Source organism: uncultured Paraglaciecola sp., from assembly GCF_913020055.1.
GTDB lineage: Bacteria > Pseudomonadota > Gammaproteobacteria > Enterobacterales > Alteromonadaceae > Paraglaciecola.
Window position 1 is genome coordinate 26,294 of sequence record NZ_CAJWCF010000033.1, and the last position, 14,874, is coordinate 41,167.

Here is a 14,874-nt window from a genome sequence, read left to right on the forward strand (position 1 = left end):
GATGAATACAGCGTTAGCATGATTAATTACGATTAGTTTTTAGACGGTAAAATATCAACCCGTGACACAAATGTGTTATTGGTTTGGTTAGAGTTATTACTGTAAAGTGCTATAAAAGTGTCACAAAACATACATTTAGTTTTCACACGATAAGTGCACAGTGAGCGCACAATAAAAAAGGTTGGGAGAAACCAATGAAGAGCACAATATTCAAGTCACAAACAAAACGACCCGTTAAAACAGCGCTAACCATGGCCATTGCCCTGGCATTGAGCAATGGTGCAGTACAAGCCCAAGAAAATACTAAGCTCGAAGAACAAGAAGCTCAGAGTGAACGTCAACTTGAAAAAATAATCATTACATCAACCCGCCGGTCAGAGAACCAACAAGTTGTGCCGATCGCTGTACAGGCGATAAGTGGCGAAAAACTTCAACAACTAGGCATTGATAGCTTTGAAGATTACATCGCATTGCTACCAGGTGTCACCTCTGATGGTCAAGGGCCAGGCAAACAGGAAACTTATATCCGTGGTGTCTCAGCAGGTCGTGCTGCTGTTAGAATTTCCGGTATAGGCGGTGAGCCAAGTGTAGCCTTTTATCTTGATGAAGCTCCGATTACCACTCCCGGTCGTAATATTGATTTATATGCAGCTGACTTGCAAAGGGTTGAAGTTTTAAAAGGTCCTCAAGGCACATTGTTTGGGGCCAGTTCGCAAGCAGGAACAGTACGTCTTATCACCAATAAACCAGATTTAGACCTATTCAGCGCAGGTGGTGAGATAGGTATGTCGTCCACTAAGAACGGCGGCATGAGCAATAAATCTGAAGGTTTTGTCAATATTCCAATTATAGAGGATACGTTTGCGTTACGTATTGCTGGCTACAATTCTACTGATGGCGGCTTCATTGATAACGTGCTTGCCACTGATAGCTTACCGCTGGACAATCCAGGATTGGGAGGGCGCGTTCCTGCCATTCGACAGGAAGTCAGTAACTCCACGTTTGTAGAAGATGATTATAATGAATCAACACATCGCGGCATGAGAATTAGCGCATTATGGCAAATCAATGACGACTGGGATGTGTTAGTACAGCATACAAGCCAACAGCTTGATACTGAAGGTGCGTTTGAATATGACCCGACTATCAGTGACGATGACGACTTAAATGTTGCGACCTTTTCACCCACTAATGGTGATGATAAGGTGAATCTCACGCAATGGACGGTCAATGGCATGCTTAGTGGGCTTGAAGTGATCTACAACGGCTCGTTTACAGACCGAACGTTTCAAGGTCAGAGCGACTATACCGGTTATGTGAATGTCGGTCCCTACGTCCCTTACTACATTTGTACCTACCCAGCTTATGATGAATGTTTTAGCCCTGTAATGACTACTTCAGAACAATTTTCAACGGAACGTAGTGTTCACGAAGTGCGTTTTGCAACCAATGCAGATGATCGTTTTCGGGCAATTGGTGGGGTGTTCTATGATGATCAGCAACTCAACTTTTTAACCGACTTCACCTACGCGGGTTCGATTAAAGCGGGTTTCTCACCTAACTTTCCAATACCGGGCGCGTTTACTAATACAGATGGCAGCGCTCGCCCACCTGGTGTTACATTCGTCAATGATTTCCAATCAGATCGTGAAGAGATTTCGATATTTGGTGAACTGGCTTACGATGTGACTGACGACGTTACCGTTACCGTTGGTGCACGTCGGTACGAGATCGATATAGGCTTAATGGGACAGTCGTCATTCGGACAAAGAGCTGCCGGACCGGAAGCTAATGGTGGATCAAATGTGGATGCAAGACTCGCAGGTTTAACTCCAGCTAAGTTGTCAGGCACCATTTTAAAAGGGAATATTCGCTGGCAAATGAATGCTGACGCGATGTTTTATGGGACTTATTCTGAAGGTTTCCGAGGCGGCGGATTCAACCGTGCAGCTGGCATCGGCGGTATTCCTGCGACCTTTGATACTGATGATGTGGTCAGTCTTGAATTTGGCTGGAAAACAACATTGCTGGATAACTCTTTACGCTTTAACGGCGCCATATATACTGTTGATTTCAGCGACCTTCAACAAGGGATCCTAGATTTCTCTATAGCCAACACCTCATTTTTTGACAATGTGGGTGAGGCCGAAATCAATGGTGTTGAATTTGAACTTGAATGGACTGCGAACGACTACTTAGATTTGTTCGGCTCATTTAGCTATATCGATTCAGAATTGACTGCTATCCCTGAAACGCTTGTGAATATTGCACCTATAGGATCAAACCTGCCTTACGCACCAGAGTTCGAAGCAGTTTTAGGGGCACGTTTCTTCCAACAGATTGGCGATTTCTCTGCTGTTTACCAAGGCGTATACAAGTGGGTGGATTCAAGGTTTAATAGTCTAGCTGCTGCTGGTCGTGTCGAGTTGCCGTCTTATAATCAGCTTAACCTGTCAGCTAGTATTTCCAAAGATGACTGGAGAGCAACGTTCTTTATTGACAATGCTACCGATTCTCTTGGGCAGGTTGCAGCCGGTTCGGCCGATAATGTTTTCAGAGTTTCTCCAACACGACCTCGCACTGTTGGTGTTAGAGTGAGCTTTGATTATTAGCATTTAAGTGGGTGCTTGTAAGTGATAATTAGTCATTTTAAAGCATAAAAGGGTCGGCGTTTAATCACGCCGACCCTTTTTATTTTTGGAGCTGTATATACAATATTAAGTATATCCTGATATTTACCGAGATATTATTTTGCCAGATCAAGTAGAAAATACCCAACCTGAACACGTTATCAAACAGTGTCAATTATTGATTAATAAAGGCCTCTTGAGCGAAGCATCTGAAAACCTTGAAAATATGCTTGCGCAAAATCCGGGGCATATTGAAGGTATTTATTGTCTGGCAGTTTGCCAGCGTAAACAGCAAAAACATACCCAAGCCATGGACAATCTTGACCAAGTCTTGGTAAAAGTACCTGATCACGGCAGGGCTCATCAAGAGCAAGGTTTTATTCTCAAAGCTTTAGGAGAAACTTCCAAAGCCATAACGGCATTTGAAACAGCTGTCGGCTTGAACCCAACATTATTTGGAAGTTGGCGTGTGTTAGCAGATGAGCCTAGCTATTTGAAGCGTCAGGAAGCTAAGCAACATGTTGATTGGCTCTCTAGTTTACCCCCAGCGTTGGTCTCGGTTTCGAGCCTTATATATCAAAAACAATTGCACCGCGCAGAACGGCTTTGCCGTCACTTTCTCAAAGAAAATCCCCATCAACCAGAAGCGATGCGGTTACTGGCTGAGTTAGGTAACAAGTTTCAAATTCTTGACGATGCTGAATTTTTATTAGCCAGTTGCCTTGAATTTGACCCTAACTATAAAAGAGCCCGTCTGGATTACGTGCATGTTTTACATAAGCGCCAAAAATATAACAAGGCACTGGCACAAGCAAAAATCCTGCTAGATTCCGATCCGAATAATTCAAATCTAAAAATTGGCCTCGGCAATGCTCAGCAAGCTACTGGGGATTTCGCAGCGGCTATCAAAACCTTTGAGAGTGTTTTGCATAACGATCCAGACAATTATTCAATATATCTGACACTTGGCCATGCTTTAAAAACAATGGGCCGTGTTGATGATGCTATTCAAGCGTATCGCAACAGTTATCGTATCAAACCTGATTTTGGGGATGCGTTCTGGAGTCTGGCAAATCTTAAAACTTATCGATTTTCATCCGAAGAACGCCAGCAAATGCGAGATCAAGAAGCAAGCCCAACAACAGCGATAAACGACAAAATACATTTCTGTTTTGCCCTTGGCAAAGACCTAGAGGACAGCGAGATTTTTGACGAAGCATTCTCTTTTTATCATCGTGGCAACACCTTAAAAAACCAGCAGGATCGGTACGATAGTCAACCTCTTGATATATCGTTTGATATTCAGAAAAGCAATTTTGATACTGCGTTTTTTGAACGTAATAAAAAGGCCGGTTGCCCTGCCCAAGACCCCATATTTATTGTTGGGTTGCCGAGAGCGGGCTCAACACTTTTGGAGCAAATTCTGTCTTCACACTCTCAGGTCGACGGGACCATGGAGCTGGCCAACATCATTGGCCTAGCGCATCACTTAAATGGTCGACAAGCCGTTCAAGAGACTCCGCGTTACCCTGGGATCCTAAATAAGATATCGGCTGATGAGCTGACTAAAATGGGTGAGCTTTATATTGAAGAGACCCAACATCATCGCCAGGGCGCCATGTTTTTCATCGACAAGATGCCGAACAACTTCCGACACATTGCACTAATCCAATTGATTTTGCCTAATGCTAAAATCATCGATGCGAGACGCGATCCTATGTCCTGTTGTTTTAGCGGTTTTAAACAACTATTCGGTGAGGGTCAGCAGTTTTCTTATGATCTTGCCGATATTGGACACTATTATCGCAGTTATGTTGAGATTATGGATCACTGGGACAAGGTATTACCGGACAAGATTTTACGGGTACAGTATGAAGAGGTGGTAGCGGATCTGGAGACTCAGGTTCGACGTATTTTAGACTATTGTGGCCTTCCTTTTGAGCAAGCCTGTATAGATTTTCATAGTAACAAACGAGCTGTTCGTACACCAAGCTCCGAGCAAGTTAGGCAACCTATTTATCAAAGTGGTCTTGAACAATGGCGTCATTATGAGTCACATCTAGCGCCACTGAAAGAAGCACTGAAAGAAGCACTGAAATAATGCATAAATAGGAACAGAGTTGTGTTAAGTCCTCTACCTTGAAACAGAGGGGCGATACTCAGAATTATATTATCCGTGGTTTGGTAACTACTTCAATTGTGTATAAAGGTAAATAGCATGAAATATCTGTCTACAACTTGGTTTTTGATGTTGTTAGCGTTTGCACCAATAGTCATTGCACAGCAGAGCTCATCAACAAAAGTGAAAATTTTATTTGGCTCTTGTTTACACCAAGATGAACCCCAGCCTATTTGGCAGGCAATGAACCAAGAGCAAGCTGATTTTTTTGTTTTACTTGGTGACAATATTTACGGTGATACCGAAAATATGACTGAACTGAAAGCCAAATATGCCAAGCAGTGGGCAACATCGGGTATGCAAACCATGTTAGCCAATACAACTACAATTGGTATGTGGGACGACCACGATTATGGTGAAAATGACGCGGGTGCAGAATACCCACAAAAAGAAGCGTCTAGGCAGATTATGCTCGATTATTTCAAGGAGCCTAAAAATAGCGCAAGGCGTACTAGACCTGATGGCATCTACACCAGTCATATTTTGACTCAAGCCAATACAAAAGTGCAGATTTTATTGCCTGACTTACGTTGGAATAGAGGCCCACTCGAGTCAGTGGGCCGACTTAAATATATGCTCAGCAAAGCGCCAAACAATTTGGGGCCTTATTTACCTAGCAAAGATAAATCAACCACTCTGTTGGGCGAAACTCAGTGGCAGTGGTTAGAACAGCAATTACAACAACCTGCTGATATACGTATTTTTGCGAGCAGTATTCAATTTTTACCAGAATTTTCTGGTTGGGAATCTTGGGCTAATTTACCCCATGAAAGACAACGTTTTTTAGCCTTACTGGATAAATATAAAATTGATAACTTAATCATTGTCAGCGGTGATACACACTGGAGTGAGCTAAGCCAAATAACCCGAAAAAACGGCCAAGCTTTATGGGAAATGACAACCTCTGGTTTAACCGAAGAATGGAAAAGTGTTAGCCCCAATGATCACCGAGTAGGGCAGAGTTATAGTAAGGCAAACTATGGCGTGATTGAGCTTACAGGCAAAAACATAAGTATGACGATTAAGGATGTGGCGGGTAATAAGATAATGACAAAAACACTCTCCTTGGACCAAGATTAGTCTGCAAGTGTAGACTGCAGAATCACTCTCTTTACATGGGAACCTTTATGAAAATATTTTGCTTAGGTTTGGTTTTATTGTTATTGCATGTTGGTAATGCGCAAGCTAAAGATAGCTTTGCTGAGATGACTATTGCTGGCTCACAAGTACGCACACTCCAGTCTGAAATTGTTGATCAGGAATACCAACTACTGATTCAAACGCCTGCCGGTTATCGGCAATCAAATAAAACCTACCCAGTTATCTATTTTCTTGATGCTCAGTGGGATTTTCCATTAATGATCTCTACCTTTGGTCAATCCTATTTCGATGGTTTTATTCCTGAGGCGATTTTAGTCGGTATTCAATAGGGTGGTGATAACCCTGATCCTAATGTGTTACGTGCCAGAGACTTTACGCCTAGTAACATGCCAAGGGTGCCTAATTCAGGTGGTGCTGAGAAGTTTTTACAGTTTATCAAACAAGAGCTTATTCCTTTTTTGGGAAAGGAATATCGAACTAACAATGAACGAGTATTGATGGGCAGCTCTTATGGTGGTTTATTTACCCTGTATGCTTTGTTTAAACAGCCTGATTTATTTAACGGTTATGTTCCCACGTCATCCGCATCAGCTTGGGACAATAATCTTTTATATTCCTACGCCAAAGGTTTTTCCGATAAAAAGCTGACCAGACCCATCAAGCTTTATTCTGCCATAGGTGAGTTTGATAGCTTAATGCCAGCATTTGATGACCTTGTTAGCTTTTTCGAGAAACAAAACTTCAAAGATGTGTCTTTCAAGTTTGAACGATTAGCCCGGTTAGGACATGCGAGTGTTAAAGGGGCTGCCAATACTTGGGGATTACACTACGTTTTTTCCAAACCCAAATTAGCTTTGAGCAATGAAAAACTTAGCCGCTTTGTTGGTCAATACCAAGATGAAACATCCAATTCCCTGATTAATGTGTCGCTAAAACAAAGGCAATTACACCTTGAAATTGCCGGTAGAATGCACCCAGTCGTCGCAGCCACTGAGTTTGATTTTTATCAGTATGGCGCATTTTTACAAGCCAGTTTTGATGTTATAGCCAAGCCACAAAAAATGACGATAGAGAGTTTTTCTGGCGTTGAGCATTACTTGCGAGTGCACAAGTAACATTCTTTATCTCATACTTTTCTAAAGAGAAAATAAAAGGAGGGGTAATCATGGGGCAAAAATGCTAACTTTATTTGATTAACTCATTGAGTCCTGACTCCTTTTGTTTATTTGAGTATTTAGCAGACTCTATTTATTTGGATGATTAGTTTTTTGCATAAAAATGCACTTCAAATGTGTTGTATGTCACTAGCATGGATATTTTTTCTATTGCTGTGTTCAAGCACTGTGCTCGCGGAAAACATTACTCAGCCGAATGACAGAAAAATTCTTTATCCGATCGCAAAAGTCACCACTCAATATCAAGTTCAAAATAATTACTATTTAGATGTGCTTAAGCTCATATTGGCCAGAACTGAAGTTAGTTATGAATTGGAAATTGTCGAAATTCCCGTCATGCCTCAAAGTCGTACTTCAATGAATATCCAACAAGGTATGTACGATATTCATTGGTTGTCTACCTCTGAAGAGAGAGAAACTTCGCTCAACCCAATTCGTATTCCATTATTAAAAGGGTTGCTGGGATTACGTATAGCCATAGTTAATTCCAAAAATCCCGATTTATTATCAGGTTTTTCAAGCGTTGATGGTCTGAAAAAACTTTATGCAGGGCAAGGTCATGATTGGCTAGATAGTAAGTTGTTGCGCCATCATGGCTTCAGAGTGCAAACATCTGCTAATACTAAATCGCTGTTTGACCTCTTAATAAAGGGGCGGTTGGATTACTTTCCGCGCTCGGTACTCGAAGTGTGGTTTGAACTCGAGTTTTTCAACGATATGCCACTAAGTGTTGATGAGCATATCGCCATCTATTATCCATTAGTTAACTATTTTTTTGTACGTAATGAAGAAGTAGAAATGCATGAACAAATACAGCTGGGATTACAACGAGCAATTATAGATGGCTCTTTCCAAAATAATTTTGATGCGTATTTTGCACAATACATAGAAAAAGCAAATTTACAGACTGCAAAATCCATTCATTCCAGTTAAAACGCCTATCGATGACCCAACACTTTGGTTTCAGTTACCTCTAGAATAGTTTGAAAAGTGCGGTTAGCTCTCGAGCAAAACACTTCGACCAATGGTGCCCACTTGTTTGGTGTTAAATGTTTTTTATCAAATGAATAATGATTGAAGGTAATGTGTAATAAAATCTGGTTATCAAAGACTACCTTCTCACTAGCTTTATTTTTAAGGACCGACTGATGTTAGCAGTGAAAGACCTGTGCAAGTCTTATGCAGGTGAATCTGCATTATCCAATGTATCTTTTAGCTTAAACCGCGGTGAAGTGGTGGCGTTATTAGGTGCCAATGGTTCAGGTAAAACCACCACCGTTCAATCCATATGTCGATTAATTGAATGGGACCAAGGTGATATTACAATTGATAATGTTGATACACGTACTTCGTCTACATTTCTCAAGCAGATTGGCGCGGTATTGGGCGGATGTAGGAATACCAATTGGCGTTTAACCGCCAAACAAAATGCTGATTATTTTGCGCGATTACGCGGGTTTTCAGGCACCTCTATTCAGCAAAATATTGAGCAATTACATTCTGCCCTTGGATTAGATGAACATGCCAAAAAAGAAGTAATGAAGCTGTCTACGGGTAACAAACAGAAAGCGGCGCTGCTAAGTGCCTTAAGTTACTCACCTGACTTTGTGTTATTGGACGAACCCACCCTAGGCTTAGATTTTAACACCGTTAACGATCTGCAACTGATCATTAAAGAACGGGCTCAAACGGCAGAGCAGGGTTTTTTAGTCACCAGTCACGACTTGGGTTTTATCGACAAAATTTGTGACCGAGTAGTGGTGTTAGATCACGGACAATTATTGTTTGAAGGGTCGCTCGATACCCTCAAAGCACGACTATTTAAATATGAACTTAACATCGAATTAAATCAGCCAATAGATGTGTCTATCTTAAATGATTTGTGGGCGGGGAGGTTTGATTTACAAACTGACCAGCAAACAATCAAAGTGAATTATGAGTCCCCTGAGCAAAGTTTAAAGATGCTGCACTACTTGCATGAAAAAAACATTCAGCCTTTGCTGCTGCAAATTGAAAGTCTATCTATGGAAAAAGCCTATCAGACCCTTGTACAACAAAAGGACTCAAAATGAATCTACACTTATTCGTTAATGAAATGAGGTTGCAGTGGTATGAGATGCGTCAATATTGGTTTGAAACCTTCAGTGGCTTAATTTTTATTACTTGTCTCTTTTTGGGCCTTTTTTATGGCATTAAAGGTTTTGCCTTAGAGCAAGGCGATGGTCAGTCTTTAGACGGCTTACTCTTCGGATTTTTACTTTGGACATTTGCCTCAGGAGCATATGGTTCAGTTACTAAGAGTGTGATTGAAGACACTCAAAAAGGCTATATAGAACAGTTATTTTTATGCCCAAATGGGTTTATCAGTTTGATGCTTTCCCGCTCTTTGTCAGAGAGTTTTGTTGGCCTTGTTTTACTTACCGCGATTGCCTATGTTGTTATGGCTATTACCGGAAACTGGTTAGACATTAATTTAGCCTACTTTTATGGGATATTGTTGCTATCAGCACCTTCGCTGGTGGGCTTTGGACTGATGATAAGTGGTTTGGCGTTGCTGTTTAAACGGGTTGAAACCATAGGCGCATTCCTAACCTTAGGTTTAATGGGCTTGGTGGCACTAGACGGTTTACCGTTAAATGTTTTCTCATTTTTACCTTTTGTTCCTGGCGCCTCTCTGGCTAGAGATATTGTATTAGAGCAAAGCCCATTGAGGTTAGATCATTTGATGATTGTGATAGCTAATTCATTTGTTTATTTAGTCGGTGGCATTTTTGTGTTCAGAGCATTTGAAAAACAAGCTAAAAAACGAAATTTGATTGGCCAGTATTAAACGGCACTTTATCTCGGTCGCGTTAAAAACTCAGCATGACTAAGCACTTTGTTACTGGCCCGAAGAGTTAATAATTCGCCATGAAAGTAATGCACTTTATTCATTCTAGCGCCAGCAGAGGTGTTGGCGTGTTTTGTCATAGGGGAAAAATCAAGCTGCGTTGATAATTCAGCATGACCATTGACGTAAGAAGTAAACCTACTATTGTCATTGTCGTAACTTAAGGCGATGTTCGCCCATTGGTTGAGTGGGTGGGAATACTTGGCGTCAATTAAGGTGTATTTGGAATCACCGTCCATTAAAAAGGCATCCAAATACCAGCGGTTTTGCTCGGTAAAACGCATCTCTAGGGTAATTCGGTGTTGACTATTGATTGGGTCTTCAATGTGAATAATACGAGGCTCTTGACCCTTAGGTGTGGGTCCATAAGGTTTTAATACTAATTCCAGAGTAAAAGTTCGCATGTTAGCCACAATGTTGCCCTGAATTTGTAGTCGGTCATTTTCACCATCAAATATTGTTGATGTGAGTTGACTCGCGTTTATTAATTTAGGTTGGCCCTCAATATCAATATGATGACCGGCAATTTTAGCTAATTGGTTAAAATGCCATGTTTTTTGTTCTAGCTGAGCGCTATTTGCGTTTACGGTTATGACCCAAAGTAAGAGTAATACGCTGCAAGAATTTAAGTTAGTCATTATGTTGCTCAATATAATTTACAAATGTGGCCATATTTTCTAGATATTTTTTCAAGGTGATGGCTGGAATAGCTTGCTTAGGTTTATAAGGGGAAGTATCGAATTTGTCACCCACTCTACTCGTACTGTAATCGACGCTGGTTTCGGTAGCTTGATCGCCGAGTTTTGCGCCGATGTAAGGGTTGGTAATTCGAGGTAAAGAGGATGGCCAATAACCTTGTTGGTTAAGTTGATTTATAAGATTAGCGACGGTTTTGTCGCTAATCTTATCTTGTTCGGTAACCTTTCCGGTTTTTGCATCTTCTGTTATGTACCAAGATGAAATAAAAAAACGTGGAAGAGGATGAGAGATCTTTTCTACCGGTACTAAATTATCCGCTTGGGTCTTCAATTCACTGTATTGTGTTCGTAGTGCTTCGATATCCACTCTACCTGTTGAGGGATAATGTGATACTTGTGATGTCGCTTCATAGTCTACGAAGTATTCACCGTTATTAACATTCGACCCCCGCCTGTGCACAAATAAGGGTTTATTACTGCCTATTTCAACCATGCGGGGGTGGGTTCTTCCATCGCGTATTAGTGCATCGGGTAAGCGTAAAGATGCCAACCAACCTAGTGTTTGTTCAATGCCATCAAGGTATTTCTTATCCCCTGTCGATTTATAAAAATGCATCAATAAACTCAGGTTATTAACTGTTGTGCCTACTGATACTGATACCGGTTCATAACTTCTTGCCGCTGCAGGTTTCAAATCAAGTGAATATTGCAACGCCCATCCAGGTTGTGGGGCAGGCAGCTTTAAGGTTATAAAAGCATTCATGCCACGCTCAATAGCGACATCGATTCTTTTGTGTAAGGCATTATCATCAAGTGCTTGTGCGCAGAATAACAAAAAGCGCATATTGGTATTGGCGACACCATCATTAAAGGTGATGAAGCGTGAATAATCCTGTTGTCCTTGCACTGAATGCGCTTCAGCTGGCGGATAACGTTGTGGCCAGCCGCCCATGTCGTATTGACTATCAAGTACGAAATTGATGACCTTGGTTAATGCAGGTAAATATTGTTTATCGTGTTTTTCTTTATACAAACGTAATAAGAAAATACCGGCTTCGAATGTACCTTCGTCATCAAAAGTAGCGTTACCGTAATGGTGATGAAATTCTTCTAATCGCCAGCCATTTTTACCGATTGTGTTGTACCAATTTTGTAAAGACTCTTCACCTGCTAAGTCGAACATGTAATTCCAGCCACCGCTTGAATGTTGTCCTTTAATGAGTGCGTCTGCTACCTGTTGCGCCGCTTGATAATAAAAAATGTCTTGGGTTGCATGGTAGGCGTCTAGGAATAGATGGCCCATAGTGGCTGTGCCTGGTGGTTGTACCCAGACCATAGTGAGCTTAGCTTCCATTTCACCCCATCGCCTAGAAAAGTCGGGTAAATAGGACCACACATATCCCCCTTCATAACTAACCGTGTCAGTCATAACGCGGGTGGCGCGTTTCATTGTTTCTTTTACTGGTTGCTGCATGGATGTGGCAAAACTGGTAAAGCTAAAAAGTGATAAAAGACACAATATCAAACCAAGCGTTTTATTCTTTTTATTCAACATAATGACGTTTCCTGATGGCCTATTTTGCTCAATTAATTTTCAATATTTGCAATGCATATTCCTGTGGTAACTGCCATCTGGTTTAAATCATGGGAGTACCACGTTTACATAACTGAATAGAAAACCCCCAAGGGTCTTTGAGCATTTTTAAATGTGAACCATCATTTAGTTTGACCACGTCTACCACTTTAGCTCCGGCTTCTACCAGTCTGTTTGCATCAAGATCGGGATCTTCTGAAACAAAGGCTAAATGCACAATTAGAGGATCTATATTGTGGTAGTCAGGCACTTGATCGCTGGGGTTATTATAAATCTCAATCATGACCTGACCTGTCTCATCGGCTAAAAAATGGGTGTCGGGTGCTTTATCAAACTTGTGTTTAACGGTAAAACCTAAGTGTTGGCAATACCAAGCGGCAATAGCGATAGGGTCAGAGACATTAAAAGCAAAATGTTCGATTTTCATAAATTTTCATCAGTGAAATTAATATATTTAAACCATACCAATAACTGACCAAGGTAAAAGGCCACCGGTGGCACTTTTTGTGAAATATATTTAAATTGTTGTTTTGTAGATATATTTTGAGTGTTTTCTTAAGCTGGTAGGAAAGGGTAAGCAACCCATGTTTTGGGTTGCTTAATGAACAATGTTTAATCGTTGCTATGTAAACTGGCGTTTAAACCGCCCCATTTAGATGAATCTGCAACAACGGCTTCAACAACACCCGTTTGGCTGTTGCGACGAAATAATAGTCCGTTCATGCCTGATAATTGACGAGCCGCCACTACTTCGCCGTCTGGCGTAGTAACTTTGCTACCAGCCGTTACATACAATCCAGCTTCAACGATACAATCATCGCCTAATGAAATCCCGATGCCAGCATTCGCACCAACCATACTGTTTTTACCAATAGCATTAATGGATTTTCCACCACCTGATAAGGTACCCATAGTAGAAGCACCGCCACCAATGTCTGAGCCATCACCGACCACTACACCTTGTGAAATACGCCCTTCAACCATTGAGCTACCTAAAGTACCCGCATTGAAGTTCACAAAACCTTCGTGCATCACGGTTGTTCCAGATGTTAAGTGAGCCCCCATACGTACACGGTCAGCATCACCAATACGCACGCCTTCTGGAATAACGTAATCGACCATTCTTGGAAATTTGTCAATTGAGGTGACCGCTAAGTGATGGTTTTCAGTGGCTATTAATTCTCTTAATTCTTCAACCTTACTGGGTAACACCGGACCAGCTGACGTCCAAGCGACGTTAGTTAATAAACCAAATACGCCTTCAAGGTTGATTTTGTTTGGTTGCACTGCGCATTCTGACAATAGGTGTAAACGCAAATAGGCGTCTTCAGCAGATTTTGGCGCGGCGTCTATATCTAGACTTATTTCAACAAACTCGCCTTTAATCAAACCGACTTTGCTGGCTAAGCAGTTACGCTCAATTTTTTTATTGCTACGTGGAAACCATACATCTAAAGTTTTGCCACTTTCGACATCAATGTATCTGTGGCCATTGCGTGTAATTGTCATTATTAGGTCCTAATTAGGGATTTGATTATTGGTTGATTATCGCGTGAATTACGCTAAACCGCAGCCAGTATTTGTTTATAGGTTATGCCAAATTAGACGCGGACTACAATGAGATATCTGGTTTGCTGTGAGGATTGCCAAGCTCTTTAATTATTTGCTTGACTGGAAAATCATGTAAGTCCAACTCTACACCTCTGCTGTTTGGGCTAGCGCCGGTTTTATCAAAAAAGCAAAAGGTGAGTATTTGCTTAAATGTATTGGAGTTCCATAAATAACAGCGGTCAAAACCACTATGCATAAGGGCATAATTTTGCTCCCCTTTAACCCATTTAGAACTTCTAGAAATATTACGTTTTTGTAAGTATTCGAGGGCTAAAGGATGTATCTGACTTTTATTTTGTAGTCCTTTAATAAACTTATCTAAATCTATGTCACCGGCTTTTATTCCACTGAAATCATGAACTTGTTGCATGGTCAAAGGTGGGCCAAATTTTTTCACTGCAGCGCTGAGGGTTTGTTCACGTATGGGCGTTATGCTGGAATATGCGTCTTGGAGCAAATAAGTAGCGGTGACTTGTTGAATAAAACCGTTGTGTTTATCAAAGTACAATTCAATTTTTTGCTCAAGGTTTGTATCTCCATATGGCTGATAAAAGCTAAATTTAATTTTGTCACTGCGGGTACCACCACGAATTCTTCCTATCTGCCCCCCTTGTTCTTCTAGTTTAATGGCTTGCTGCAAAACGTTGTCGCCGATTTTTACACCTTTAATTGTAAATAGGGAAGCGTTAGCATCTAATGAGTCAGGCAAAGATAAGGTATTTGATTTATTAAATCGTTCAAGGCCACGCAATGTTTCAAATGGATGTGACTGCGCCGATACAAAAGGTGAAATTAACACAGTCACCATACAACTTATTAACGCGAAACGTTTAACCACTTTTTAACTCCTACGAATAGATCAGATCTGATGCTGTTGTTATACCACTATATCGCAGATGACGACTTAGTTAACTTATAAGGATTAATGGTATGGACCCTCTCCTCCCATAACGGCTTCAAATGAGCCAAGATAGTGGTTGTTAAAATCGACTATCA

13 protein-coding genes are annotated in these 14,874 nt (G+C 41.1%); 8 read left to right on the top strand and 5 right to left on the bottom strand.

Features of this window, described 5'->3' with window-relative positions; all coding sequences use genetic code 11:
- The first annotated feature begins 194 nt into the window (after positions 1–194).
- The 8 genes from QZ488_RS09140 (at position 195) to QZ488_RS09170 (ending at position 9,915) form a co-directional block, all read left to right on the top strand.
- Positions 195–2,612, top strand: a complete 2,418-nt coding sequence (locus QZ488_RS09140; protein ID WP_293747836.1) for a TonB-dependent receptor — start codon at positions 195–197, stop codon at positions 2,610–2,612.
- 139 nt (positions 2,613–2,751) lie between these two features.
- Positions 2,752–4,731, top strand: a complete 1,980-nt coding sequence (locus tag QZ488_RS09145; RefSeq protein WP_293747837.1) for a tetratricopeptide repeat-containing sulfotransferase family protein — start codon at positions 2,752–2,754, stop codon at positions 4,729–4,731.
- A gap of 147 nt (positions 4,732–4,878) precedes the next feature.
- Positions 4,879–5,889: an alkaline phosphatase D family protein gene (locus QZ488_RS09150; RefSeq protein WP_293747847.1), complete on the top strand. Its 1,011-nt coding sequence runs from the start codon at positions 4,879–4,881 to the stop codon at positions 5,887–5,889.
- Between the two features lie 47 nt (positions 5,890–5,936).
- Entirely contained in the window at positions 5,937–6,239 is a 303-nt protein-coding gene (locus tag QZ488_RS21495) for a hypothetical protein (protein ID WP_366509001.1), read from the top strand.
- 24 nt (positions 6,240–6,263) lie between these two features.
- Positions 6,264–7,025: an alpha/beta hydrolase-fold protein gene (locus QZ488_RS09155; RefSeq protein WP_366509002.1), complete on the top strand. Its 762-nt coding sequence runs from the start codon at positions 6,264–6,266 to the stop codon at positions 7,023–7,025.
- 183 nt (positions 7,026–7,208) lie between these two features.
- Positions 7,209–8,018 carry a hypothetical protein gene (locus QZ488_RS09160; protein WP_293747838.1) on the top strand — a complete coding sequence of 270 codons (810 nt, stop codon included), beginning with the start codon at positions 7,209–7,211 and terminating at the stop codon, positions 8,016–8,018.
- Between the two features lie 215 nt (positions 8,019–8,233).
- Entirely contained in the window at positions 8,234–9,157 is a 924-nt protein-coding gene (locus QZ488_RS09165) for an ABC transporter ATP-binding protein (RefSeq protein ID WP_293747839.1), read from the top strand.
- Positions 9,154–9,915, top strand: a complete 762-nt coding sequence (locus QZ488_RS09170; RefSeq protein WP_293747840.1) for an ABC transporter permease — start codon at positions 9,154–9,156, stop codon at positions 9,913–9,915. Before QZ488_RS09165 ends, QZ488_RS09170 begins: the two co-directional genes overlap by 4 nt.
- Before the next feature lie 8 nt (positions 9,916–9,923).
- On the opposite strand, the gene QZ488_RS09175 is transcribed toward QZ488_RS09170, so the two are convergent.
- The 5 genes from QZ488_RS09175 to QZ488_RS09195 form a co-directional block, all read right to left on the bottom strand.
- Positions 9,924–10,613 (bottom strand): LamG-like jellyroll fold domain-containing protein, encoded by a 690-nt coding sequence (locus QZ488_RS09175; protein ID WP_293747841.1) that lies wholly within the window; start codon positions 10,611–10,613, stop codon positions 9,924–9,926.
- Positions 10,606–12,228 (bottom strand): pectate lyase, encoded by a 1,623-nt coding sequence (locus QZ488_RS09180; RefSeq protein WP_293747842.1) that lies wholly within the window; start codon positions 12,226–12,228, stop codon positions 10,606–10,608. Before QZ488_RS09180 ends, QZ488_RS09175 begins: the two co-directional genes overlap by 8 nt.
- Positions 12,229–12,310: 82 nt before the next feature.
- Entirely contained in the window at positions 12,311–12,694 is a 384-nt protein-coding gene (locus QZ488_RS09185; protein ID WP_293747843.1) for a VOC family protein, read from the bottom strand.
- 185 nt (positions 12,695–12,879) lie between these two features.
- The gene (locus tag QZ488_RS09190) at positions 12,880–13,776 is read right to left on the bottom strand and encodes a tetrahydrodipicolinate N-succinyltransferase N-terminal domain-containing protein (RefSeq protein ID WP_293747844.1); all 897 of its coding nucleotides are present in this window, start codon (positions 13,774–13,776) and stop codon (positions 12,880–12,882) included.
- A gap of 103 nt (positions 13,777–13,879) precedes the next feature.
- Positions 13,880–14,716, bottom strand: coding sequence for a hypothetical protein (locus QZ488_RS09195; RefSeq protein ID WP_293747845.1), 837 nt, complete (start codon positions 14,714–14,716; stop codon positions 13,880–13,882).
- Positions 14,717–14,874: the final 158 nt, after the last annotated feature.